The 23,762-nt window shown below is 74.3% G+C and carries 20 protein-coding genes; 5 read left to right on the forward strand and 15 right to left on the reverse strand.

Features of this window, described 5'->3' with window-relative positions; translation table 11 throughout:
* Positions 1–66: 66 nt before the first annotated feature.
* The 4 genes from P3T41_RS16465 to P3T41_RS16480 form a co-directional block, all read right to left on the reverse strand.
* Entirely contained in the window at positions 67–834 is a 768-nt protein-coding gene (locus tag P3T41_RS16465) for an alpha-ketoglutarate-dependent dioxygenase AlkB (protein ID WP_280690599.1), read from the reverse strand.
* Positions 824–1,756, reverse strand: coding sequence for a ribokinase (locus tag P3T41_RS16470; protein ID WP_280690600.1), 933 nt, complete (start codon positions 1,754–1,756; stop codon positions 824–826). Before P3T41_RS16470 ends, P3T41_RS16465 begins: the two co-directional genes overlap by 11 nt.
* A gap of 99 nt (positions 1,757–1,855) precedes the next feature.
* Positions 1,856–2,263 (reverse strand): transglycosylase family protein, encoded by a 408-nt coding sequence (locus tag P3T41_RS16475; protein ID WP_280690601.1) that lies wholly within the window; start codon positions 2,261–2,263, stop codon positions 1,856–1,858.
* Positions 2,264–2,455: 192 nt separating this feature from the next.
* Positions 2,456–3,208 carry a transglycosylase family protein gene (locus P3T41_RS16480; protein ID WP_280690602.1) on the reverse strand — a complete coding sequence of 251 codons (753 nt, stop codon included), beginning with the start codon at positions 3,206–3,208 and terminating at the stop codon, positions 2,456–2,458.
* Between the two features lie 611 nt (positions 3,209–3,819).
* On the opposite strand from P3T41_RS16480, the gene P3T41_RS16485 reads away from it, so the two are divergent.
* Both P3T41_RS16485 and P3T41_RS16490 read left to right on the forward strand, forming a co-directional pair.
* Positions 3,820–4,791, forward strand: a complete 972-nt coding sequence (locus P3T41_RS16485; RefSeq protein WP_280690603.1) for a hypothetical protein — start codon at positions 3,820–3,822, stop codon at positions 4,789–4,791.
* Between the two features lie 255 nt (positions 4,792–5,046).
* Positions 5,047–5,598: a hypothetical protein gene (locus P3T41_RS16490; protein WP_280690643.1), complete on the forward strand. Its 552-nt coding sequence runs from the start codon at positions 5,047–5,049 to the stop codon at positions 5,596–5,598.
* 83 nt (positions 5,599–5,681) lie between these two features.
* Here the strand turns inward: P3T41_RS16490 and der are convergent, their stop codons facing one another.
* The 3 genes from der to P3T41_RS16505 form a co-directional block, all read right to left on the reverse strand.
* Entirely contained in the window at positions 5,682–7,127 is a 1,446-nt protein-coding gene (gene der / locus P3T41_RS16495) for a ribosome biogenesis GTPase Der (RefSeq protein ID WP_280690604.1), read from the reverse strand.
* A 118-nt stretch (positions 7,128–7,245) separates the two neighbouring features.
* Positions 7,246–7,962 carry a (d)CMP kinase gene (cmk, locus tag P3T41_RS16500; protein ID WP_280690605.1) on the reverse strand — a complete coding sequence of 239 codons (717 nt, stop codon included), beginning with the start codon at positions 7,960–7,962 and terminating at the stop codon, positions 7,246–7,248.
* Positions 7,963–8,095: 133 nt separating this feature from the next.
* Positions 8,096–9,223 (reverse strand): prephenate dehydrogenase, encoded by a 1,128-nt coding sequence (locus tag P3T41_RS16505; RefSeq protein ID WP_280690606.1) that lies wholly within the window; start codon positions 9,221–9,223, stop codon positions 8,096–8,098.
* A 165-nt stretch (positions 9,224–9,388) separates the two neighbouring features.
* Here P3T41_RS16505 and P3T41_RS16510 point away from each other — a divergent pair, with 165 nt between their 5' ends.
* From P3T41_RS16510 to P3T41_RS16520, 3 genes are all read left to right on the forward strand, one after another.
* Positions 9,389–11,494, forward strand: a complete 2,106-nt coding sequence (locus tag P3T41_RS16510) for a DUF4139 domain-containing protein (protein WP_280690607.1) — start codon at positions 9,389–9,391, stop codon at positions 11,492–11,494.
* 5 nt (positions 11,495–11,499) lie between these two features.
* Positions 11,500–13,113 (forward strand): DUF4139 domain-containing protein, encoded by a 1,614-nt coding sequence (locus P3T41_RS16515; RefSeq protein ID WP_280690608.1) that lies wholly within the window; start codon positions 11,500–11,502, stop codon positions 13,111–13,113.
* 267 nt (positions 13,114–13,380) lie between these two features.
* On the forward strand, positions 13,381–13,743 hold the full coding sequence (locus tag P3T41_RS16520) for a DUF952 domain-containing protein (protein ID WP_280690609.1): 363 nt from the start codon (positions 13,381–13,383) through the stop codon (positions 13,741–13,743).
* Positions 13,744–13,762: 19 nt separating this feature from the next.
* Here P3T41_RS16520 and P3T41_RS16525 read toward each other — a convergent pair whose 3' ends face one another.
* From P3T41_RS16525 to P3T41_RS16560, 8 genes are all read right to left on the reverse strand, one after another.
* Complete coding sequence (locus tag P3T41_RS16525; protein ID WP_280690610.1) at positions 13,763–14,743, reverse strand: helix-turn-helix domain-containing protein; 981 nt, start codon at positions 14,741–14,743, stop codon at positions 13,763–13,765.
* Positions 14,744–15,051: 308 nt separating this feature from the next.
* Positions 15,052–16,389, reverse strand: a complete 1,338-nt coding sequence (locus tag P3T41_RS16530) for a pseudouridine synthase (RefSeq protein ID WP_280690611.1) — start codon at positions 16,387–16,389, stop codon at positions 15,052–15,054.
* A gap of 52 nt (positions 16,390–16,441) precedes the next feature.
* On the reverse strand, positions 16,442–17,089 hold the full coding sequence (scpB, locus tag P3T41_RS16535; RefSeq protein ID WP_280690637.1) for an SMC-Scp complex subunit ScpB: 648 nt from the start codon (positions 17,087–17,089) through the stop codon (positions 16,442–16,444).
* Between the two features lie 220 nt (positions 17,090–17,309).
* Complete coding sequence (locus P3T41_RS16540) at positions 17,310–18,230, reverse strand: segregation/condensation protein A (RefSeq protein WP_280690612.1); 921 nt, start codon at positions 18,228–18,230, stop codon at positions 17,310–17,312.
* A gap of 29 nt (positions 18,231–18,259) precedes the next feature.
* The gene (locus P3T41_RS16545) at positions 18,260–18,763 is read right to left on the reverse strand and encodes a hypothetical protein (protein WP_280690638.1); all 504 of its coding nucleotides are present in this window, start codon (positions 18,761–18,763) and stop codon (positions 18,260–18,262) included.
* Between the two features lie 41 nt (positions 18,764–18,804).
* Entirely contained in the window at positions 18,805–19,974 is a 1,170-nt protein-coding gene (locus tag P3T41_RS16550; RefSeq protein WP_280690613.1) for a ParA family protein, read from the reverse strand.
* Between the two features lie 285 nt (positions 19,975–20,259).
* A complete protein-coding gene (gene ald / locus P3T41_RS16555; RefSeq protein WP_280690614.1) occupies positions 20,260–21,402 on the reverse strand; it encodes an alanine dehydrogenase in 1,143 nt (380 codons plus the stop codon).
* Positions 21,403–21,830: 428 nt separating this feature from the next.
* Complete coding sequence (locus tag P3T41_RS16560; protein ID WP_280690615.1) at positions 21,831–23,609, reverse strand: ATP-binding protein; 1,779 nt, start codon at positions 23,607–23,609, stop codon at positions 21,831–21,833.
* Between the last annotated feature and the right edge of the window lie 153 nt (positions 23,610–23,762).

Consider the following 23,762-nt stretch of genomic DNA (forward strand, 5'->3'; position numbering starts at 1 on the left):
CCGGAAGGTACGGCGACCGACCGTGGCGGCCCACCGCCCGCCTCCCACGGCGAAAACGCTGAGCGCTCAGCCCTCTGCACTCAGCCCGGACTGCCGCACCGTTATGTTGAGCCGCCCGGTCATCGGCGGCCCCGGCTCACCCAGCCGCAGCTCCGGGTCGACGCTGCCGGGCAGGGTGCGCAGCACACCGTGGTAGGCGTACCGCGCGGGGCCGCCGAACACCAGCAGGTCACCGCTGCGCAGCTCGACGTCGGTCCACGGCCGGGTGCGGGTCCGGCTGTTGCCGAGCCGGAAGACGCCGGAGTCGCCGAGCGAGAGCGAGACCACCGGGGCGTCGACCCGCTCCTCGCGGTCCTGGTGCAGGCCCATCCGCGCACCAGCGGGGTAGTGGTTGATCAACGCGACGTCCGGCGCGTATCCGACGACGCCCGCCACCACGGCACCACCCTCGCCGTACGCCGCCGCGACGGCGCGCCGTGCGAGGGCGTCGAGCAGCGTGGAGAACGGCTTGACGGGAGCGCCGTCGCCGTCCTGCGCCCGACGGGTGTAGGCGTAGGGGAACCAGTGATCGCCGCAGCCCTCGGCCGCCTTGCGCGCGGAGCCGCAGCTGGGGCAGCGGGCCACCACGCCCCAGTGCCAGCCGAGGCAGACCTGACGGACCGACATCTCGGCGCCACCGGGCAGCCGGACGGTGCGCAGCCCGGCCGGCGGGCGAGCCCAGTCGCGGCAGGCGGCGACCAGCTCGCGTTGCTCGGCCGGCGTCAACCAGTCGGGCAGCAGCACGGCTCCGGGTGCGAGCTCGGCCCGCGCCCGCCCGAACAGCTCACTGGTCACCGAGCACACCTTCCCCCGACAGTCGCGCGCGGGTCGGCATCGCCGTCCTGGCACCGGTCCGCTCGACGCTCAGCGCGGCGGCTCGGACGGCGAACCGGGCCGCCGCGACCAGGGGCAGGCCCTCCGCCAGGCCGACCGCCAACGCGCCGCAGAAGGTGTCCCCGGCGCCGGTGGTGTCGACGGCGCGCACCGTCGGCGCGGCGACCAGCTCGCACCGCTCGCCCTCGCGGACCAACGCACCGTCGGCGCCCAGCGTGACCACCACGCGGGCGCAGGGCAGTCCGGCGGCCAGCCGCGCCACCTCGGCGGCGTCGCGCACCGCGCTGTCGGGGACGCCGCAGAGCCGGGCCAGCTCCGTCCGGTTGGGCACCAGCACGTCGACCAGCGGCCAGAGCTCGGCAGGCAGACCGGGCACGGGCACCGGCGCCGGGTTGAGGACGAACACGCCGCGCGCCAGCCGAGCGGCGGCCAGCACGGGCGCCATCGGGATCTCCAGCTGGGCGAGCACGACCGCGGCCGACTCCAGCAGCGCGCCGGCGGCGTGCACCGCCTCGGCGTCGAGTCCGGCGTTGGCGCCGGGCGAGACCACCACGCAGTTCTCGGCCTGCCGGTCGACCAGGACGACGGCGTGACCGGGCGGTCCGTCCACGGCGGCGAGCCGGCTGACGTCGATCCCCTCGGCAGCCAGCTCGCGGCGCAGCCCGGCGCTGTCCGCGTCCGTCCCGACTGCGCCGACGAAGGCGACGGACCGGCCGAGCCGGGCCGCAGCGACGGCCTGGTTGGCACCCTTGCCACCGCCGAGTCGGATGATCGGACCGCCCTGAACGGTCTCGCCCGGCGCGGGGAGCACCGCGACCTCGATCACTCGGTCGAGGTTGACGCTGCCCACCACGACGATGTCCGCACCGGTGCCCGATTCCATCCCACCAGCTTGCCACTCCCACCTGCCAGGCCGGACCGATACCTCAGAGCGGACCGATCCCTCGGACGAGAGCGATCCGCCAGCCCGGACCGATCCGGCTCACGGCAGCAAACCCACCTCACGCGCACACTCGGCCCAGGCCTGCCAACCCTGCTGACGCAGAATCTCCTGAGCCACCGTGATCTGCTGTCGCCGGCCGGCCCGGTCCGGTCGGCTCGCGTAGCGCAGGCCCCCCGCCTCCCGCCAGGTCGGTGGCCAGATCTGCAGGCCGCCGTAGTAGCCGTTGCCGGTGTCGGCGGCCCAGTCACCGTCGCTCTCGCAGTCGGCGACCTGATCCCAGGTCGCATCGGCGACGGGGACGGAGACGGGGACAGAAACCGGGCCGGGGCCACCGGTCCGACCGGAGCCGGCTCCGGCGTCACCCCCGGGTCCCGGGGCCGGACTGCCGGCCAGCGCGAGCGCGGCGCCGCAGAGCAGCCCGGCTATTCGAGGCTTGATTCCACGCATCCTCCGACTGTCCACGAGCCGCTCCCCCACCCGCGACCGGGCCCGCTCCCCGCTACGCCATCGGAGCGCCGCCACCGGCCCGGCACCCGGCCGGCGCGAAACGCCGTCGACCGCCGCCCCCAACGGGGACGGCGGTCCACAGCACAGCAGCGCGAGATGACAGCGACGCGATGCGTCAGCGCATCAGCGACCTCAGAACGAGAGCACCTGGCCAGGCAGGATCAGGTTGGCGTCGCCGCCGATGACCTGAACGTTCTTCTGGTACAGCGACTGCCAGTTGGTGCCGTGCGCGGCGGCGATGTCGCTCAGCGTGTCACCGCTCTTGACGGTGTAGCTGCCACCGGTGGTCGCGGAGTCGTAGGTCTTGGCGGCCGGCTTCGAGGGCTGGGCCGGGGCCTGCTGCACCGGGGCCTGCTTCTGCGCGGGGGCCTTCGGGGCGGGGGCCTGCTGCACCGGGGCCTGCTGCTGCACGGGGGCCTTGGCGGCCGGCGCCGGGGTCTGGGCGGCGGGGGCAGCCGGGGCCGGAGCGGGGTTGACGGCGGCGGGGGCGCCACCGGCGGTCAGGCCGGCCTTCACCGAGCAGACGGGCCAGGCGCCGGGGCCCTGAGCGGCCAGCACCTTCTCGGCGACCGAGATCTGCTGGGCCTCGGTGGCCTGGTTGGCCTGCGGCGCGTACTGGGTGCCACCGAAGGCGGCCCAGGTGGAGGAGGTGAACTGCAGGCCGCCGTAGAAGCCGTTACCGGTGTTGATGCTCCAGTTGCCGGTGCTCTCGCACTGGGCGACGGCCTCCCAGGTCGAGGTGGAGGCGGCAGAGGCCGTGGAGGCCGTGACGAGGCCCGCCACCGGGACGACCGCCACAGCGGTGGCGCCCAGGACGGCCAGCCGAACGCGGTTGCGCTTGGTGGCCGTGGTGGTGGCAGCGGCGTTCTCGTTACGGAAAGTCATGGAATCCCTCTCGACAGCCCCGGGCGGGCGTGCGGAACCAGACCCCTGCGGGCCGAAGTTCGCGTGCCGCGTCCTTGGGCGGCCGAGTACGTGTCCGACGTACCGCGCCGCCCCGGCTACTCCCACGCGCCGCCGACTTGTTCGAGCCGTCGGACGGCGGGCACCCGGTGGGGTGCGCTGGGGGTGAACCCGGGTGGTGCTCGTTGCACCGGGGACGAAGCTAGGGGTCGGAAGTGTCCGGAATCAACCGGTTCAAGATCCGCCCAGGATTCCCCCAGGTCAGCCAGGTGTTACCCGAAGTAACGATCAAGTACTTGAATGATCAAATGTCCGTTTTGATAGGTTTTGAGCGACTCAAACCTTCTGTGCACGTGGCGCCGGTCACATTTCACCGCCTGTGAGCCTGCGCACATCATCGACAGATTGTGATCGCATCGACACCATTCGCAGTCGGCGCGGAGGAAAAAAGCGACACTCCGACCCCCAACCCGTGACTCCGACCACAGCAGCCCGTTGGTAATGGCGGCCGGGCCCGCCCGCGCCGCACCGGGGCCACCGCACCGCCCGGTCAAGGAGAACGGCGTCCAGCCGACGACACCCGAGGAGTCCTGTTGCCGCGCATGCTCGAGGTCAGCGACGAGGTCCGCGCCGAGATCGGCGACGACGAGGCCGACCGTCTGCTCGGCGGGGCCCACGCCCCTGACACCTATGACTGCACGTCCTGTCGAACGCCGGGCGACTCACTGCACGAGTCGACCAGCACCGTGCTCTTCGTCGGCGACGAGACCGCGGTGCTGGCGTTCGCGCACGCGCGGTGCATCCCCTCCCAGGTCGTCCCGGTCTCCGAGGAGCAGTTGCTGGGCGCGGTCCGCAGCATCAGCCAGGCCCAGGGCAGCGGGTTCCCCACCCGGGCCGGATACCCCGGCGCCGGGCAGGCCGGATACCCGGGCGACCCCGGGTACCCGGTCGACGCCCTCGGCCTTCCTCTCACCCCCACCCACGCCGCTCAGCCGGCACCCCCGGCGCCCGTGCCCGACGCGGCGCCCGTACCCGACTCGACGCTCGACGCACCCGCGCGCCCGGCCGACCCGGCTGCCCGGGTGCCGGCCCCGGGCGACCCGGCGGTCCTGGGCGTCACCTGCGGCCTGGTGCTCTGCGGAGACACCGGGCACGCCGCCATCGTGGTCGAGCCGACCGGCCCGGTCGGCCGGCCTGGTCAGGTGACCGGAGCGGACGAGTTCCTCCCGCTGCTCGCCGAGCACGGCTTCACCCCGATCGTGGACGTGGACAAGCCGCCGGCCCGGTTGGCGGGCTGGTCGGTGCTGGTGGCGATGGGGCGGCTGCACTCGATCCTGCAACCGTCCGCGATCGGCAACAGCGCTTGGTGGCAGGCGCATTCACCGCTCGCCGTCACCGACGCGTGGCGGCTCGCGGCGGCCCGGCGGTCCGAGGTGATCATGTATGCCGCGCCGGCCGGCACGATCGGCCGCCAGCCCCGCGAGGACCTGCTGCGGGCCGCCCTCGACCGGGCGGCCGCGCAGGGCCTGCTGGTCGCCGCCGCCCTTCCGCTGGCCGGCACCTGAGCCACCCCGATATCCCGAGCGTCCCGCCCCGTCCTGTCCCGCCGCTCCCGTCCCGCCGTCCCGCCGCCCCACCGGCGCGCGGGGCGCGGGGCACCCGCACGCCGACCGCCACACACCCACCCGACGCCCCACCGCGCCACCCCGGTGCGCTGCGACCCGCATCCCCAGCCCGGCTGGCTCGTTGGGCCCTGCGTGTACAGCTACGACGTGACCTCAGCCTTCCGCCAGACCACCGCCACCCGAGGGATCCCGGCAATGAGGCCGTCGTACGACGGAGAGCATCCGATCGCCCCCACCCCCACGCCGATCTACGACGAGCTGTACTCCGAGTACCGCCGCCTCTTCCGCGCGCTGCCCGGCGACCGCGCTGGCGAGGAGGACATGCGGTTCACCGGCTTCGCCATCCGCGAGCGCCCGTTCGGGGGCAGCGGCGGGGGTAGCGCTGGAGGCAGCGCCGGGGGCGACAGCTACCGCGACGGGTACGGGGCGGTGCCGCAGCACCCTGCCTTCACCGGCTACCCGGGCCAGCTCACGGGGGCGCCGCAGTTCGTGCCCGCCCAGCACGTGCCGCAGCAGCAGCCATCGCAGCAACCGGCGCACCAGCAACACGCACCCCACCAGCCCGCCGCACAGCACCCGTACCAGGCGTCCCCCTACCCCCACCCGCAGCAGCCGTCGACCACCGGCCAGGGCTGGGTGGCCGCCGGCTACCTCACCCCGACCGCCCCGGCCCCGGCAGCGCCCGGCCCGGCCACCCCGGGCCGTCACCGCGGCAACCTGCTCTCGCTGCCCCCGGGCCGCAGCTGACACGCCGCCGGTCGGCAACAGCAGAGCGGTCCGGTGGCTCCCCGCCACCGGACCGCTCTGCTGTCACCTGCCGCTCCTACTCACTACTTGCGCTTGCGCTTCTCGCGCACCCGCACCGAGATCGAGATCGGCGTCCCCACGAACCCGAACTCCTCACGCAGCCGCCGCTCGACGAACCGTCGGTAGCCGGCCTCCAGGAATCCGGAGGCGAACAGCACGAACCGCGGCGGCTTGGCCCCGGCCTGGGTCCCGAAGAGGATGCGCGGCTGCTTGCCGCCGCGGATCGGGTGCGGGTGGGCGGCGACCAGCTCACCGAGGAAGGCGTTCAGCCTGGCGGTCGTGATCCGGGTCTCCCAGCCGGCCAGCGCGGTCTCGATCGCCGGGACCAGCTTCTCCATGTGCCGGCCGGTCAGCGCCGAGACGTTGACCCGGGGCGCCCACTGCACCTGGACGAGATCCTGCTCGATCTCCCGCTCCAGGTAGTAGCGGCGCTCCTCGTCCATCTGGTCCCACTTGTTGTAGGCGACGACGACGGCGCGTCCGGCCTCGACGGCCATCGAGATGATCCGGGTGTCCTGCTCCGCGAGCGGCTCACTGGAGTCGATCAGGATGACCGCGACCTCGGCCTTGTCCAGCGCGGCGGAGGTGCGCAGCGAGGCGTAGAAGTCGGCGCCGGAGGTCAGGTGGACCCGGCGGCGGATACCGGCGGTGTCGATGAACTTCCAGGTCTTGCCGCCCAGTTCGATCAGCTCGTCGACCGGGTCACGGGTGGTGCCGGCCAGCTCGTTGACGACCACCCGGTCCTCGCCGGCCACCTTGTTGAGCAGGCTCGACTTGCCGACGTTGGGCCGGCCGATCAGCGCGACCCGGCGGGGGCCGCCGACCGTGGTGCCGAAGGTCTGCGGCGGGGCCTCGGGCAGCGCGGCCATCACGGCGTCCAGCAGGTCGCCGGAGCCGCGGCCGTGCAGCCCGGAGACGGGGTAGGGCTCACCGAGGCCGAGCGACCAGAGGTAGGCGGCCTCGGCCTCGGTCGCGGGGCCGTCGACCTTGTTGGCGCAGAGCACGGTCGGCTTGCCGGCCCGGCGGATCAGCTTGATCAGCGCCTCGTCGGTGTCGGTGGCGCCGACCGTGGCGTCCACCACGAAGAGCACCGCATCCGCGGTCTCGATGCCCAGCTCGGCCTGTGCGGCGACCATGGCGTCGATGCCGAGGACGTCGATCTCCCAGCCACCGGTGTCGACCACCTTGAACCGGCGGCCGTTCCAGGTCGCCTCGTAGCTCACCCGGTCGCGGGTGACGCCGGGCTTGTCCTCGACGACGGCCTCACGGCGGCCGATGAACCGGTTGACCAGGGTCGACTTGCCGACATTCGGGCGGCCGACCACGGCCAGCACCGGCAGCGGCACGTGCCCGCCGTTCTCCAGGTCGAGGTCCCCGTCCTCGAAGCCCTCGCCCTCGGCCAGGGCCATGAACTCGGCGTACTCGGAATCGTCCAGCTCACCGTGACCGGCGAGGTGCTCGTTGCTCATTCTCGTCTGTTCCGTTTCCCGGCGTCCCGAAGCTCGGGGCGCCGTGCGTACCTGCCCGGGCGCGAACGGCCGGGCAGCGCGAAAAAATCACATCTGGGCGGGGCTCAGACAGCCGTCATCAGGCAGCCGTCAGGTGCCCGGCCCGCTGCTCCACCAACTCCGCGATCGTGTCGATCACCTGCTGGAGCGTCAGCTCGCTGGTGTCCACCAGGACGGCGTCCGGCGCCTGGGCCAGCGGGGCGGTGGCCCGCGAGGAGTCGGCGGCGTCGCGGCGGCCCAGGTCGGCCGCCATCGCGGCGATGGTCGCCTCGTCGACGCCCTTGGCCCGCAGCTCGGCCGCCCGTCGCTCGGCGCGGGCGGTCTCGGAGGCGGTCAGGAAGATCTTGGCGGTGGCGCCGGGGAAGACCACGGTGCCCATGTCACGGCCCTCGGCGACGATGCCGCGCGGGGCCAGCTCGGCGCAGCCGCGCTGCAGCTCCACCAGCCGGGCCCGCACCTGCGGAACCGCGGCCACCGCGCTGACCTGCGCCGTCACCTCGGGGCCGCGGATCGGCCCGGAGACGTCCTGGCCGTCGACCGTGATGGTCGGGCCGCCGGCGTCGGTACCGGAGACGATCACGGGCTTGGCGCAGGCGATGGCGACCGCGTCCGCGTCCGTCACGTCCACCTCGTTGGCCAGCATCCACCAGGTCATCGCCCGGTACATGGCGCCGGTGTCGAGAAAGCTGAGGCCCAGCCGGGCCGCCACCGCGCGGGAGACGGTCGACTTGCCGGAGCCGGAGGGTCCGTCGATGGCGACGACGACCGGGGCATGCGCTCGGTCGGCAGTGTCCACGGGGGAACCTCTCTACTCGTACACCCGGGGGAGATACCTCAAGGTTAGACGACCGCCGCCAGTCGCCCGACCGGCTCCGCTCCCGCCCGGGCCCGCTCAGCCCGCCCGCCGCCAGGCCCGCGCCTCCCAGCCGTCAGTCCCGCAGGTCCCAGCCGCGGTCGCTCAGCGCGCTCTCCAGCCGCCGCACCGCGTCCGGTTCCACCTGGAGCTGCACCAGGCCGATCCGGCGGCCGGCCGAGTGGTCGATCGCCACGTCCTCGATGTTGACCCCGGCCCTGGCCGCCTCGCGGAACAGCCGGCCCAGCTCGCCGGGCTGGTCGCCGATCGCCACCACCACGGTCTCGTAGCGGGTGGGCGGAGCGCCGTGCTTGCCGGGGATCCGGGCCTGGCCGTGGTTGCCGCGGCGCATCACCGCCTCGATGTCGGCGGTGCCCGAGCGCCGCCCGGCCTCGTCACCGGTCTCCAGCGCCCGCAGCGCGGCGACCGTGGTGCCCAGGTCGGTGGCGAGCTCCTCCAGGATGTCGGCGACCATCCCGGCGTTGGCGGCGAGGATGTCCAGCCACATCCGGGGGTCCGAGGCGGCGATCCGGGTCACGTCGCGCACGCCCTGCCCGGCCAGGCGCACGGCGGCGTCGTCGGCGTGCTCCAGCCGGGCGGCGACCAGCGAGGAGAGCAGTTGCGGGGTGTGCGAGACCAGCGCGACGGCGCGGTCGTGCGCGGCGGCCTCCATCACCACCGGCATCGCGCCGCAGAGCGCGACCAGCTCCAGCGCCGCGTTGAGCGTCTCGGTCGCGGTGTCGGGCGTGGGGGTGAGCACCCAGGGCCGGCCCTCGAACAGGTCCGCGCGGGCGGCCAGCGGGCCGGACTGCTCGCGACCCGCCATCGGGTGGCCGCCGATGTAGCGGACGGTGTCACAGCCCAGCGCCGCGATCTCGGCGCGCGGGCCGGCCTTCACGCTGGCCACGTCGGTGTAGCAGCGGGCCAGCTCGCGCCGCTGGCAGTCGGCCAGCACCTTGCCGACCAGCGCGGGCGGGACGGCCACGATCGCCAGGTCCACCGGTCCCGGCGGCTCCTCGGTGGTCCCGGCGCCGAGCGAGGCGGCGGTGCGGGCGGCGTCGGGGTCGGCGTCGGAGAGATACACCGTGATCCCCCGTCCGGTCAGCGCGAGCGCGGCGGAGGTGCCGATCAGACCGGTGCCGACGACGGCGACAGTGCGCATGGTGCTGCTGCTCTCCTGCGTTCCGGGGTGCGGGTGCCCCACAGCCTCCGGCGTTCCGGGGTGCGGGTGCCGCGGGTGCCCCCATATCCTCCCGCACCCACCGCGCCGCCGCCCCGCCGGGCCGGGGAAAACCCGCGACAGTGGTCACCGGGGCGGGCAGACTGGGCCCCCGATGGGCCACCGAGGCGGCGCGCGAAGAGGAGCACGATGACGGATCAGCCGGCTGACGCCACGTCAACACCCCCACCGACCTGGCCCACCACGCTGGACTCCGTGGCGGTGCACGCCGAGGGCGCCGTCTGCCGCCGGGTGGCGCACGGCACGCCGGCGGCCGACCCCGCCGGCCCGGGTCCGGTCCGGCTACGTCTCACCGGCCTGCCGCCCACGCTGGAGCCGGGCTCGCTGCGCGCCGGCCTGCCGGGCGGCCCGGCCGGCTGGCGGGTCACCGAGGTCCGCCCGGCCGCCGAGGCGCGGCTGACCAGCCCGGAGCAGCTGCCCGAGCTGCACCGGCAGCTCGCCGAGGCCGAACAGGCCGAGGCCGCACTGCGGCTGCGGCAGCGACAGCTGGCGGCAAGGATCGCCCAGACCGTCGAGCTGCGGCCCGTCCCGCCCAAGCGCCATGCGGGCGACCCGCACCACCGGGTGCCCGCCGACGCGCTGCTCACCCTCGCCGACTTCCTCGAGGAGCGGCTCAGCACCCTGCACGCCGAAGCCGAGCAGGCGGGCGAGCGGCTGCGGCACGCCGTTCGCGAGCGCGAGCTGATCGCCACCCGGCTGGCCACCGCCTCCACCGCCGAGCCGGGCACGCCGGTCGGGACCAGCCTGCTCGCGCTGGTCACCCTGACCCCGGACGACCCCGAGCGGCCGCTGCCCACCGAGCCGATCACCGTCGAACTGGAGTACCGGGTCACCGGCGCCCGCTGGTTGCCGACCTACCAGCTGAGCCACCGTCAGGGCGCGGGCAGCGGCACCCTGACCCTGCGCGCGGCCGTCGCCCAGCACACCGGCGAGGACTGGACGGACGTCCGGCTCACCCTCTCCACGGCCGACCTGCAACGCCCGGCCGAGCCACCCGAGCTGCGTTCGATCCGGATCGGCCGGCGCCAGCCGGCGCCCGCACCGTCGGGCTGGCGCGAGCCCCCGCGCGGGCTGGGCGAGCTGTTCGCCGACTACGACGGCGCCGGGCAGCCGCCCCGACCGGTCGCCGCTGCCGCCGCTGCCGCCTTCAGCCCCGACAGCGACGTCCTGCCGGGGGCCGCCGCACCCGCGCCGACGCCCGCCATGGCCCCGAGGCACCGGCGCGCCGCCGCCCCAGCCGCTGCCAGCTATGGCGCCGCGCCGTCCGCGGGCGCCCCCGCCCCCGGCGGCCCGCCGCCGATGCCCGCGTCCCCCGGCGCACCCCCGCCCCAGCAGGTCATGCGATCCCTGGGCGCCGCGCTGCCGCAGTCGCCCGCCTTCGCGCCCCAGCTCCCGCCCCCATCCCCGCCGCAACCCCCGCACCCCGGCGCCGAGTTGCTCGACTACGCCCACCTCACGCTGGCCGGCCCCGCCGACCGGCCCAGCCGGCGCGGCCGCCTGCACCCCGGCGCCCCGGCCTCCGCCGTGCCGCGCGGCGCCTTGCCCGGCGCGGTCCCACCGCCGCACGCCGTCTCGCCCCGCCGGTCGGCCGGCTCCTTCGACCAGCGCTTCGACGCCGAGTCCAGGGTCGACCTGCCCTCCGACGGTGCCTGGCACACCGTCGGCCTCGGCGAGCTGCCGGTGACCCTGCGCCCGGAGTACGTCTGCGTGCCCGCCGTCGAGCAGTCCGTCTACGCGACCCTGCTGCTCGGCAACGCCTCCGAGCGGGCCCTGCTCGCCGGGCCGCTGGAGGTGACGGTGGACGACGCGTTCCTGCTCGGCACCGCGCTGCCCACGCTCGCCCCCGGTGCCACCCGGCGCATCGGCCTGGGCGTGGCGGAGAGCGTGCGGGTGACCCGCAGGACCGAGACCCAGGAGTCCACCGCCGGGCTGCGCGGCTCCACCACGGTGGTGACCGAGCGGATCCAGCTGGAGCTGGCCAACCGGCTGGCCCACCCGGTCACGGTCGAGATCCGCGAGCGGATCCCGGTGACCGGCGATCGCGACATCAAGATCGAGGACCGTCCCGGCACACCGGCCTGGTCGGCACCGGACGCCTCGGACCGGCTCCATCCCCGGGGCACCCGGCTGTGGCGGGTCGAGCTCGCGCCGAACGGCCGGACCGAGCTGACCGGCGGCTACGAGATCCGCATCCCGGCCGGCAAGGCCCTGACCGGCGGCAACCGAAGGAGCTGAGCACCATGACGTCCACCACTCCCCTCCCGACTCCGCTACCAGTCATGGCCGTCACCTGCCTGGAGGACCGCGCCCACGTCGAGCGCACCGCCGCCCTCAGCCTCACGGCGGGCCCGCAGCGGCTGCGGCTGGGCCCGATCAGTCCGCTCGCCGTCGACCACACGCTGCGCACCGAGCTGGCCGCCGCCCAGGGCGCCGTCCAGGTGCTCGCCGCCCGGGTCACCCGGGACTGGACCCCGCGCTCGGCCGACCCGCCCGGCGCCGACGACTCGCCGCTACGGCACCGGCTGCACGAGCTGGAGACGGCGCTGCGCACCGGCGAGCAGCAGGTGCAGCGGCTGACCGCACGGCTGGCACTGCTCGACCAGCTGGCCGCCGACCTGCTGCGCGAGATCGGCGAGGGCACCGGTCTCGGCGAGGCCGAACCGGTCCGCTGGGCGCGCGAGCTGGACCGGGTGGCGGCCGAGCAGGACACCCACGCCGAGCGGCTACGGGCGCTGCGGGCGGAGCTGGCCGAGCTGACCCGGCAGCGGCACGCGGCGCTGGACGCGCTGACGGCCGCCGAGGCCGAGCCCCCGGAGCTCACCGCCCACCTCGACCTCACGGTGCTGGCCGAGCGGGCCGGCCCGGCCAACCTGACGGTCCGCCACCTGACGCCCTGCGCGCTCTGGCGCCCCGCCTACCGGGCGGTGTTCGCCGACGGCCGGCTGCGGCTGGAGTCGGACGCGATGGTCTGGCAGGCCACCGGCGAGGACTGGTCCGGCGTGCGGCTAACCCTGTCCACCGCCCGCTCGGCGCTGGCCGGCGATCCGCCACAACTGCACGAAGACCGGCTGACGCTGCGGGAGCTGAGCGGCGAGGAGCGGCGCACCGTCGAGGTGGAGCTGCGCGAGGAGGAGATCAGCACCCTCGGTCCCGACAGCGCACCGGGCGCCGGGCCTGGCGGGCAGACCGGCGAGCTGCCGGGCGTGGACGACGGCGGCGAGGTCAGGGTGCTCACCGCGGCCGACCCGGCCGACCTGCCGGGCGACGGCCGCGCGCACCGCGTCCCGCTGGCCGGCTTCACCGTGCCGGGCCAGGCCGAGCGGGTCGCCGCGCCCGAACTGTCGCCGCTGGTCAGCGAGGTGGTGACGTTCCGCAACCCGGCCGCGCACCCGCTGCTGGCCGGCCCGGTCGAGCTGGTGCGCGGCAGTGGCTTCGTCGGCCGGGGCGAGCTGCGCTTCACCGCCGCCGGTGCCGCCGCCGAGCTGGCCTTCCCCGGCGCGGACGACATCCGGCTGATCCGGGAGTTCGAGGAGTCCCAGGGCACTTCCGGCCTGCCGGGACTGGGCCAGCGCACGGTGCTGACCCGCACCGTACGGGTGCACGTCTCCCGGCTCTCCGCTCCGGGCGAGCAGGGCGCGCAAGGGCTCACCCTGCGCGAGCGGATCCCGGTCTCCGAGGTCTCGGCGGTCGAGGTCCGGCTGCGCAAGGAAGCCTGCGACCCGCCGCCGACCGAGGTGGACGCCGAGGGCGTGGTGCGCTGGGACCTGTCCCTGCCGCCGAGCGCCCGACGGACCGTCACCCTGGTCTACGAGGTGACGGCTTCGGCCAAGGTGGCGGGGCTGACCACCGGCTAGGGCCTCTCTTACGGATCTTGTCGGATCAGCGTGCGGCTCCCCCAGCCTTCGGCCGGGAGGTGCCCCCACGGCGCCCGGCTGGGCGGGCCGGCGGATCGTCCTCGTACTGGGTCGTACTTGGATGATTCGCCGGTGCGTCCAGGCGGGATGCCCGGCGTCGCGCGCCCGGCAAGATCCGTAAGAGAGGCCCTAGGTCGGCCGTACAGGCCCTGGCAACCCAGGACGTCGCAGCGTCCGCGGGGCCGGGCGTTCCGGTACAACTGAGCTATGATCCTGCACCTCGCTCCGCTGGACGACTGGCTCCGCGATCCCGGCCGCCCGTACAGCGCCACCTCGTTGCTGACGGACGGGTTCATCCACTGCTCGCCGGATGAGCCCACCACGCTGGCCATCGCGAACCTGTTCTTCGTCAGGGCGCCGGATCCGCTGATGGCCCTGCTGATCGACCCGGACGAGGTGGAGCCGATGGTCCGTTGGGAGGCGCCCAGCGGTGACCGGCCGCTCGGGGTGGCGCCGGAAGTGCTCTTCCCGCACATCTACGGGCGGCTGAACCGCAGCGCGGTGAAGGGCCTGGAGAAGCTGGAGCGCGGGTCCGACGGCCGCTGGGCGCGCATGATCCCCTGGAGCTGACCCGGCTGCCGGCCGGTCGTTACAGCCAGCCGCGCTCGCGAGCCGCCATGCCGGCCTGGAACCGGGTGCTGGCGCCCAACTCCCGCATCAGCGCCTGCAACCGCCGCTGGGTGGTACGGGCGCTCCAGCCCAGCGAGCGGGCGATCGACTCGTCGGTCAGGCCCGCCGCGAGCAGCCCGAGCAGCTTGCGCTGGTCGGCCTCGGGCTCGCGCGGGCCGGGTTCGGAGCCGATCGCGGCCTGCAGCGGCACCGCCCGGTCCCACTCGGCCTCGAAGAGCCCGTCCAGCGCCTGCAGCAGGGCGGACGGATGGATCACGTAGGCGGCGTCCAGCACGCTGTCGCCGACGCTGATCGGGATGATCGCCATCCGGTCGTCCGCCATGATCAACTTCATCGGGAGGGTGGTCCGCACCCGGGCCTCCTCCCCGTCCTGCACGCCGACCAGGATCTCGTTCTCCAGCCGCCCGGGCCAGGCCACCGCCTCCCGGTCGTAGATGGCCCGGAACCGCACGCCCTCCTTGAGCCGGCGGCTCTGCTGGGTGAGGTTGGCGGCCGGATCCCGCACGTACGGCGGGCAGTCGAAGGTGCGCACCTGCTGATGGCTGCTCTCCTGCAGGTGCTCGATCCGCTGGTTGATCGCCTCGCTGCCGGTCAGCACCTCGACCGAGCGGGCCGGGTCGGTGAACCGGGAGGCCTCGCGGAAGGTGTCCATCAACCGGTGCATCTCGGCCCGCGCGCTGCGCAGCTCGGCCTCGCGATGGCCGATCAGGGTGCCGATCGCGACGTCCGGCGCGACGGCCAGGTAGCGCTCGCGGTCGACCGGGGCGCGGGTGGCCATGCCCTGCTGGGCCAGCCGGCTGAGCGCCTTGCCGCTCTGCTGCCCGCTCAGGCCGCAGCGCTCGGCCAGTTCCGCGGCGGTGGACTGCGGGGCGGCCACCAGCGCGACGTAGATCTGGGCGTCGACATCGGACAGCCCGAGTGCGCTGAAAGCGTCAAACATGACGCCCCTCCCCCGTGTGGCGGTTTCACGCCAATTGGCGAGTGATTATCTCGTGGCCATCCTGCGCCACGGATGATCCCCCTGACAAGCCGACCCGTCAAGCCGGGACGGCACCGGCCGCGATCGCGGCACGGCGTCCGGACAGAACGCGGGGCCGCGCACCCGCTCGGTGCGTGGCCCCGCTGTTCGTCCTCTGTTCGGAATCGGCTGCGGCCTAGGTCCCGTCCGGTCGCGCGCCCGGCAAGATCGGCCGGACAGGACCTAGGTCCCGTCCGGTCGCGCGCCCGGCAAGATCCGCCGTACAGGCCCTAGAGGCCGACCTCCCGCATCAGCTGCCCAACCTCGGGGTTGGTCAGCCGGCGCAGCCAGCCCGACTTCTGGTCGCCCAGCGCGATCGGGCCGAAGTGGGTGCGGACCAGCTTCTCCACCGGGAAGCCCGCCTCGGCGAGCATCCGGCGCACGATGTGCTTGCGGCCCTCGTGCAGGGTGACCTCGACCAGGTAGTTCTTGCCGACGTTGGAGACCACCTTGAAGCTGTCGGCACGGGCGAAACCGTCCTCCAGCTCGATGCCCTGGGCGAGCTGCTTGCCCAGGTCACGCGGGATCGGGCCCTGGATCGCGGCCAGGTAGGTCTTGGTGACGCCGTAGCGCGGGTGGGTCAGCCGGTGGGCCAGCTCGCCGTGGTTGGTGAGCAGGATGATGCCCTCGGTCTCGGTGTCCAGCCGGCCCACGTGGAACAGCCGGGTCTCCCGGTTGGTCACGTAGTCGCCCAGGCACTGGCGGCCGTCCGGGTCCTCCATCGTGGAGACCACGCCGGCCGGCTTGTTGAGCGCGAAGAACAGGTACGACTGGGTGGCGACGGTGAGGCCGTCCACCTTGATCTCGTCGTTCTCGGGGTCGACCCGCTTGCCCTGCTCGGTGACCCGCAGGCCGTTGACCTCGACCCGGCCCTGCTCGATCAGCTCCTCGCAGGCCCGCCGGCTGCCCATGCCGGCCCGGGCCAGCACCTTCTGCAGCCGCTCGCCCTCCTCGTTGCCGCCGGTGCCGGGACCCTCGTGGCGGCGCAGCACCGCGTCCTCGATCTTGGCCTGCAGCTCGCGCGAACGCTGCGGCTGGCGCCGCGGGTCGCCGGGAGCGCCCTGGCCCTCGCGGCGCGGGCGCGGCGCGGGGCCGGGACGGCGACCGCTGAAGCCGCCGCGGGCGGGGGTGGCGTTCGGGCCGCCGCCGTACTCGGGACGGTCGTAGCGGCGCTCCTCGGGGCGGGGCTCGCGACGCTCGTCGCGGTTGCCCCCGCTCCGGCTGCTGCCACTGCTCCAGCCACTGCCACTGCCGCTACCGCCGCCACCTCGGCCGCCACCGCTGTAGCCGCCACCGCTGCCACCTCGGCTGCCGCTGCCACCACCGCTGTAGCCGCCACCGCTGCCACCTCGGCTGCCGCTGCCACCACCGCTGTAGCCGCCACCGCTGCCACTGCCCCGGCCGCTCCCGCCGCCGTAACCGCCGCTGCCGCCGCTCCTGGCGCCGCCGCTGCCACCTCGGCCGCCATCGCCGCTGCTGCCGCCCCGTCCGCCACCGCCACCGCTGTAGCCGCCGCGGCCACCGCCGCCGCCGCTGTTCCTGCCGTTACCACTGCCACTGCTACGCATCAAATGTCCGTACGTCGATTCCATCGGGAAGTGCGGGTCGTGCCGGCCGACCTCACTGCACTTCCCCTGCGCTCACGGCGGCCACCGCGTCCGCGATCACCGTGCCTTCGAGGGACTCCGCTTCCACGTCGTCGACCTCGGGCAGGAAGGGCGCGAGCTCTGGCAGCTCATCCAGGCCGCGCAGCCCCATCCGTTCCAGGAAGTAGTTCGTCGTCCGATACAGGATCGCACCTGTTTCGGGCTCGGAGCCGGTCTCTTCCACCAGTCCTCGCTGTACCAGGGTACGCATCACGCCGTCACAGTTCACACCACGTACCGCTGATACCCGGGATCGGGACACCGGCTGGCGGTAGGCGACCACCGCGAGCGTCTCCAGTGCGGCCTGGGTGAGCCGGGCCTGCTGACCGTCCAGCACGTACCGGTCCACCACGGACGCGCAGGCCGCCGCGCTGTAGAACCGCCAGCCGCCGGCCACCAGTCGCAGCTCGAAACCGCGTCCCTGCGACGCGTACTCGGCCGCCAACTCCCTTAGTGCCGCCGCCACCTCGGGCCTCGGCCGGTCCATGACCTGGGCCAGCCGCGGCTCGGCCAACGGCTCGTCGGCCACCATCAGCACGGCCTCCAGGCCCGCCTTGAGCTCGACCTCGGGCGCAGCTGCCGGCTCGTCGCCGGTGTGGCCGTCGTCCGTGTCGGCCGCCACATCGACGGGCACCGGATCCGCCGGGACCGCCTGCGGCGGCAGCACAGGCGCGGCAGCCTCGGCGGGACCGGCAGGCTCGGCGGGCTCGGCGTCGACCACCGCGGCGCCGTCCTCCCAGGGGTAGGCCGGCTCCAGCCACTCGTCCTCGCGGGCCTGGCCCGGCACGCCCAGCGCGCGGCGGGCCGGCCGCGCATCGCCGGCGCTCAGCGGCCCGGACCCCTCAGCGGTCCCGCTCATCCTCGACTCCCTCTCCTCGACCAGGTCCCCCGTCCGCCTCGGCCGCGGGCTGCGGCCCGCCGTCGAACTCGTCGGTCACCTCGATCGCCGCCCGCTCCGGATCGGCCACCCAACGGACCGTCAGCTCCCCGAGCGCCTCCGGCTGCTCGAAGGCCAGCGCCCGCTCCCGGTAGAGCTCCAGCAGCGCCAGGAACCGCGCCACCACCACCAGCGTCTCCCCGGCGTCCGCGACCAGGTCGCCGAACGACGCCTCGCCGTGCTCGGTGAGGTAGGCCGCCATCAACGCGGCCTGCTCGCGCACGCTGACCGGCGGGGTGTGGATGTGGTCGACGTAGACCACCGGCTTCGGCTTGGGCGTCATCGCCTTCGCGGCCAGCTGCGCGAAGCGCTCGAGGCCGACGTGGATCACCACCTCGGGCAGCAGCTCGGCGTGCTGCGGCTCCAGGCCGACCGTGCGCGGCCGGCGGCGCTGCTCCGCCGCCCAACGCTGCTCGAAGACGGCCGCCACCCGCTTGTAGGCCCGGTACTGCAGCAGCCGGGCGAAGAGCAGGTCGCGGGCCTCCAGCAGGGCGAGGTCCTCCTCGTCCTCGATCTCGGCGGCGGGCAGCAGCCGGGCCGCCTTGAGATCGAGCAGGGTGGCCGCGACCACCAGGAACTCGGTGGTCGCGTCCAGGTCCCAGTCCGGGCCCATGGCCCGCAGGTAGACCATGAACTCGTCGGTGACCCGGGCGAGGGCGACCTCGGTGACGTCCAGCTTGTGCTTGGCGATCAGGCCGAGCAGCAGGTCGAACGGGCCCTCGAAGTTGACCAGCCGCACCTGGAAGGCGCCGCGCGCGACGTCAGCGGCGGCAGGTTCTGGGGCGGGTTCCGGGGCGGTGACGGGGTCCGGGGAGGTGCTGGCCATGGCGGTCCATCTTCACACGCGGAACCCGCTTATCGGCCGCGCAACCGCCGGACCAGGATGCTGGCGTCACCCCGCTGCTCCAGATCGGCCAGGACGACCGCGATGGCCTCCCGCACCACCCGGCCGCGGTCCACCGCGAGGCCGTGCTCGCCACGCAGGACCAGGCGCGCGTGCTCCAGGTCCATCAGCTCCTCGGCGGAGACGTACACGGTGATCTTCTCGTCGTGCCGTTCGCGCCCGCTGGGACGCCGGGGTGCGCGCCCGCGCGGGCGGCGCCGCCCTGCGCTGTCCGCGCCCTGCTCCTCGCCCTGGCCCGGCGCGGCGGGCGGCCCGGTACGGGCCGGCACCACGGTGCCGGTCGGCGCGGCACCCTGCGGGGCCCGCTCGACCCGCGGCCGGGCGACGGCCGGGCCGGCCCCGCCGGGACCACCCGAGGGAGCGTCAGCCGAGGCCGCGTCAGGCTGCTGCGCACCGCCGCCACCCTCCGCCGGTTCGACGGCGGAGCGGCTGGCCAGGGAGGGCGACAGCGCCATCCCCCCGGTGGTGCGGAACAGCTCGTCGGCCCCCGGGAGGCTCACTCGACGGGGCGGCACCGGTCGAGCACCTCCCTGGCCAGCTGGCGGTAGGCGGCGGCGCCGACCGAGTTGGTCGCGTACGTGGTGATCGGCTCGCCGGCCACGGTGGTCTCGGGGAATCTGACGGTGCGTCCGATCACGGTGTGGAAGACGTGGTCACCGAAGGCCTCGACCACCCGGGCCAGCACCTCGCGGCTGTGCACGGTGCGCGAGTCGTACATGGTGGCCAGGATGCCGTCCAGGCGCAGCTCGGGGTTGAGCCGCTCGCAGACCTTCTCGATCGTCTCGGTGAGCAGCGCCACACCGCGCAGCGCGAAGAACTCGCACTCCAGCGGCACGATGACGCTGTGCGCTGCGGTGAGCGCGTTGACCGTCAGCAGGCCGAGCGAGGGCTGGCAGTCGATGATCACGTAGTCGTAGTCCGGCAGCAGCGGGCGCAGCGCACGGGCCAGCGCCGACTCCCGGGCCACCTCGCTGACCAGCTGCACCTCGGCGGCCGACAGGTCGATGTTGGAGGGCAGCAGGTCCATGCCGGGGATGGCGGTCTTCAGCAGCACCTCGTCCGCCGTCAGGCCCCGCTCCATGAGCAGGTTGTAGACCGTGACGTCGAGCTCCATCGGGTTGACCCCCAGGCCCACCGAGAGCGCGCCCTGCGGGTCGAAGTCGACCAGCAGCACCCGGCGGCCGTACTCGGCCAGTGCGGCGCCCAGGTTGATGGTCGAGGTGGTCTTGCCGACGCCGCCCTTCTGGTTGCACATCGCGATGATCTGCGCGGGGCCGTGCTTGGCCAGCGGCGCGGGGATCGGGAAGTACGGCAGCGGACGGCCGGTGGGGCCGATCCGCTCGCGGCGCTGGCGGGCCGCGTCGGGGGCCAGCGTGGCGGCGTACTCCGGGTCCGGCTCGTACTCGGCGTCCGGGTCGTCGTAGGAACCGTAGGCGAACTCGGCATAGCCGAGGCCCTGTCCGGGCAGATCGGCCTCGTAGATCGCGGTCTGGGTGGCTGCCTGGCTCGCGGCCTGCCGGGCCTCGAAGGTGCGCACGGCGACCGTGCCGATCTCACTGGCTCCGACAGTGGAATGTGCGGCCCCGGTGTCGTCGGTCGGCTGTCCGGAGACACGCTCCGCCAGTCCTGGCTGACCACCCCCGGGAGCAAATGTCGACTCATTCACAAGTCGTCTTACCTCCTTGGGCATCCAGGGCATTATGTCGATTCGTCAGCCTGACACCATGCCGACGGTTTGCGACTCTAGGCCGTTTCGGGCGTTCGCAGCAACACAATCCACGGTAGTGGGCCCGATGTGTCGGCTACCCGACCGGGTTCTGTCAAGGGGCGGGTGACCCGACCCTCAGCGCGTTGACGGCGCATCGAGGCACGTCGAAGCCCCCGGTCGGCTACCGCCGGCCAGGGGCCATCGACACTGGTCGCGCGCCTGTCGCGCGCTTCTGGCGGAGCGTCAGGCGAGCACGCTGTCCAGGGAGATGGAGGGCAGACCGAACGCCTCGGCGACGGCGCCGTAGGTGATCTGACCCTCGTGCACATTCAGGCCCTTGGCCAGCGCGGCGTCACGCTTCAGCGCCTCCTTCCAACCACGGTTGGCCAGCTCGACGACGTACGGCAGCGTCGCGTTGGTCAGCGCGTAGGTGGAGGTGTTCGGGACGGCGCCCGGCATGTTGGCCACGCAGTAGAAGACCGAGTTGTGGACCGGGAAGGTCGGCTCGGCGTGCGTGGTGGGACGCGAGTCCTCGAAGCAACCGCCCTGGTCGATGGCGATGTCGACCAGCACGGAACCCGGCTTCATCCGGGAGACCAGCTCGTTGGTGATCAGCTTGGGGGCCTTGGCACCCGGGATCAGCACGGCGCCGATCACCAGGTCGGCCTCCAGCACGGCCTTCTCCAGCTCGAAGCTGTTGGACATGATGGCCTTGATCTTGGTGCCGAAGATCCGGTCGGCCTCGCGCAGCTTGTTGATGTCGCGGTCCAGCAGGGTTACCTCGTAGCCCATGCCGATCGCGATGGTGGCCGCGTGCCAGCCGGAGACGCCACCGCCGACGACGACGGCCTTGGCCGGGTGGGTGCCGGGCACGCCACCGGGCAGCACGCCGCGGCCGCCGGCCGGGCGCATCAGGTGGTAGGAGCCGACCTGCGGGGCCAGCCGGCCCGCGACCTCGGACATCGGGGCGAGCAGCGGCAGCGCGCCGTTGGCCAGCTGCACGGTCTCGTAGGCGATCGCGGTGGTGCCGGAGGCGACCAGCGCGTCGGTGCCGGCCTTGTCGGCCGCCAGGTGCAGGTAGGTGAAGAGGGTCTGGCCCTTGCGCAGCCGGTGGTACTCGGAGGCGATCGGCTCCTTGACCTTCAGCAGCAGGTCGGCGGTGGCCCACACCTCGTCGGCGGTGGGGAGGATGGTGGCGCCGGCGGCCACGTACTCCTCGTTCGGGATGGAGGAGCCGACACCGGCGCCGTCCTCGATGAAGACCTCGTGTCCGTTGCGGACCAGCTCATGCACGCCGGCGGGCGTGATGGCCACGCGGTACTCGTGGTTCTTGACCTCGCGGGGGATGCCGACCTTGGTCACGGTTAAACACGTCCCTCTTGCCATGGGAGTCCCAACCGGGGGAAGACCGGCGGGTGCCCGCACAGACAGGCCTCCGGCAGAGCCGGGGCACGCTGCACTGCGCGACTAAGTCGAGTGTAATGAAGCCCAGCGAATCCGCCAGCCTTCCAAAGTGACTAAATAAGCGAGAGACATTGGCAGATTCGTAGGCTTGCCTTGGATCCTTCCTGGCAAACCCCCGTGTTCCGGACAAACTTCCCATCCCAGCCAAGGGCTACCGCAAGACCACCGGTCGGACATCCGGCGTTCACCACCGCGGGCCCACCCGGCACCGCTCACCCGCCCGCCGGACCCTCGCTCACCCGTTCCCCACCCTCGCTCACCCGTTCACCCCTCACCGTCGCTCACCCATTCACCCCCTCGCTCACCCGTTCACCCCTCACCGTCGCTCACCCATTCACCCCCACCCTCGCTCACCCGTTCGCGACGAGTCGCTCCAACGCCGTCGCCACCGCCGCCGCGCCCCGCTCGTCGCCGAGCCGGCGCAGCAGCGCGAGCGCCGCCCGGTACTCGCGCTCCGCCTCCGCGAAGCGCCGCTGGGCGGCATGCGCCTCGCCGATCCGGGCCAGCAGCCGGGCCTGGGCCGTGGGCTCGTCCAGGCCCCGGCGCAGCGCCAGCGCGCGGCCGTAGCTGTCGGCGGCGCGCACCGCGTCCCCGAGCGCCCGGTGGCACTGCGCCACGCCCTCCAGCGCCCGGGCGGCGACCGCCTCGTCCAGCGGATCGCGGCTGTGCACGTGCGCGGCCCGGTAGTGCTCGGCCGCGGCCCGCCACTGGCCGGCCCCGGCCCGCAGTTCGGCCAGGTTGAGCAGCGCGGCGGCGGCCCGCCGGGGCGTGCCCTGCCGCTCGGCGCAGGTCAGCACCAGCCGGTGCAGCCGGTACGCGTCGGCGGGCGCCAGCGGGCCGGCCGCCGGCAGCGTCCGCAACAGCGCGCCGACCAGCCGGACGGCCGAACCGTCCAGGTCCCCCTGGGCGACCGCCTGCTCGCCCGCGGCGAGCAGCAGCTCGCGCTCGCCGAGCAGCCAGCCACGGGCGTGCGCGGCGGTGCGCAGCCGCAGCGGCCCGGGCAGCGGGTCGGGCGCCGAGCGGGTGGGTTCGAGCAGCGCGCGGGCCGAGTCGACCAGCCGGACCAGCCGCTCCAGCAGCCGGGCCCGGGCCAGTTGGACCTCGGCGGGCCGGTCCAGCCGCTCGCGCAGCGCGACCAGCTCGCCGAAGAAGCGGCCCGGCACCTGGTAGCGCGGCGTGCCGTCGGCGCTCGCCCCGTGCTCCTCCAGCAGTTCCCCCTCGGCCAGCGCACGCAGCCCGGCGGCGGCCTCGGGCGCCGGGCAGCCCGCCAGCGCCGAGGCGGTGCGCGGGTCGGCCCAGCCGCCCGGGGCCAGCGTGAGCGTCCGCAGCAGCCGCGCCTGGGCCACCGGCAGCGCCCGGTAACGCAGCGCGAAGGCGGCCGACAGCACCTCGCCGCCGGCCTCGCGCAGCGCGTCGGCCGCGGCCGGGACGGCGGCCTTGGGATGGGCACGCAGCCAGTGCGCCATCAGCCGCAGCGGAGCCGGCCGCCCCGCGCAGGCCTCGGCGAGCGCGGCCGCGCCGACCGGGTCGCAGCTGATCCGGGTGCCGCCGACCAGAGCGGTGAGCAGTTCGACGGCGGCGGCCTCGTCCAGTCCGCGCAGGATCACCGGGTCGACCCGGAACCGGTCGGCCAGCGCGGTGAGCGGCCCGGTGGTGGCGGCCAGCACCAGGCAGCGCGGCTCGTCCGGCAGCAGCGGCCGCAACTGGGCGGCGTCCGCGACGTCGTCGAGCAGCAGCAGGGTGGCCCGCCCGGCCAGCGCCTCGCGCAGCCGCGCGCAGGCCGGGTCCGCCTCCTCGTCCGCCATCGGGGGCAGCGTGTCGCAGGGCACCCCGAGGGCCGCCAGCAGCCGCCGGGCGACGGCACCGGGCGGCTGCGCCGTCCCGTCCGGGGCGCTCAGCCGCTCGGTGAGCACCTGGTACTCACCGGCCAGCGAACGGGCGAACCGCCGCGCCAGCACGGTGCGGCCGGAGCCGGGGCGGCCGGTGACCACCAGCACCCGGCAGCCGTCACCGGGCGGCCGCCGGACCTCGGCGCGCAGCGCGGCCAGCTCGGCGGCCCGCCCGGCGAAGTGCTCCGGGCCGGGTGGCAGGCCCGCCACCGGCCCGTCGGGGGCCGGGCGTGCGTCCATCGTCGCCGTCTTCCTCGCCACCTGCGCCACTCCCGACCCGGTCGCCCAGCTTCCCGTCAGCGAAGCGTAGTTCGCCAAGGGCGCCCGGCCGAGGGGACATCGGTATGACCAAGTGGCAAATCACCCTGATGGTCGCCCACTCTGTTCAGTCGC

Source organism: Kitasatospora sp. GAS204B, assembly GCF_029892155.1.
In the GTDB taxonomy this organism is placed as follows: domain Bacteria; phylum Actinomycetota; class Actinomycetes; order Streptomycetales; family Streptomycetaceae; genus Kitasatospora.

Bases quoted from the DNA above. Each gene is read 5' to 3' on its own strand.
- der (WP_280690604.1), bottom strand. From the start codon at position 7,127: ATGAGCAACGAGCACCTCGCCGGTCACGGTGAGCTGGACGATTCCGAG.
- P3T41_RS16560 (WP_280690615.1), bottom strand. From the start codon at position 23,609: ATGGACGCACGCCCGGCCCCCGACGGGCCGGTGGCGGGCCTGCCACCC.
- P3T41_RS16490 (WP_280690643.1), top strand. From the start codon at position 5,047: ATGAGGCCGTCGTACGACGGAGAGCATCCGATCGCCCCCACCCCCACG.
- ald (WP_280690614.1), bottom strand. From the start codon at position 21,402: ATGGCAAGAGGGACGTGTTTAACCGTGACCAAGGTCGGCATCCCCCGC.
- P3T41_RS16515 (WP_280690608.1), top strand. From the start codon at position 11,500: ATGACGTCCACCACTCCCCTCCCGACTCCGCTACCAGTCATGGCCGTC.
- P3T41_RS16540 (WP_280690612.1), bottom strand. From the start codon at position 18,230: ATGGCCAGCACCTCCCCGGACCCCGTCACCGCCCCGGAACCCGCCCCA.
- P3T41_RS16530 (WP_280690611.1), bottom strand. From the start codon at position 16,389: ATGCGTAGCAGTGGCAGTGGTAACGGCAGGAACAGCGGCGGCGGCGGT.
- P3T41_RS16510 (WP_280690607.1), top strand. From the start codon at position 9,389: ATGACGGATCAGCCGGCTGACGCCACGTCAACACCCCCACCGACCTGG.
- P3T41_RS16525 (WP_280690610.1), bottom strand. From the start codon at position 14,743: ATGTTTGACGCTTTCAGCGCACTCGGGCTGTCCGATGTCGACGCCCAG.
- P3T41_RS16520 (WP_280690609.1), top strand. From the start codon at position 13,381: ATGATCCTGCACCTCGCTCCGCTGGACGACTGGCTCCGCGATCCCGGC.
- P3T41_RS16545 (WP_280690638.1), bottom strand. From the start codon at position 18,763: ATGGCGCTGTCGCCCTCCCTGGCCAGCCGCTCCGCCGTCGAACCGGCG.
- P3T41_RS16475 (WP_280690601.1), bottom strand. From the start codon at position 2,263: ATGCGTGGAATCAAGCCTCGAATAGCCGGGCTGCTCTGCGGCGCCGCG.
- P3T41_RS16470 (WP_280690600.1), bottom strand. From the start codon at position 1,756: ATGGAATCGGGCACCGGTGCGGACATCGTCGTGGTGGGCAGCGTCAAC.
- P3T41_RS16480 (WP_280690602.1), bottom strand. From the start codon at position 3,208: ATGACTTTCCGTAACGAGAACGCCGCTGCCACCACCACGGCCACCAAG.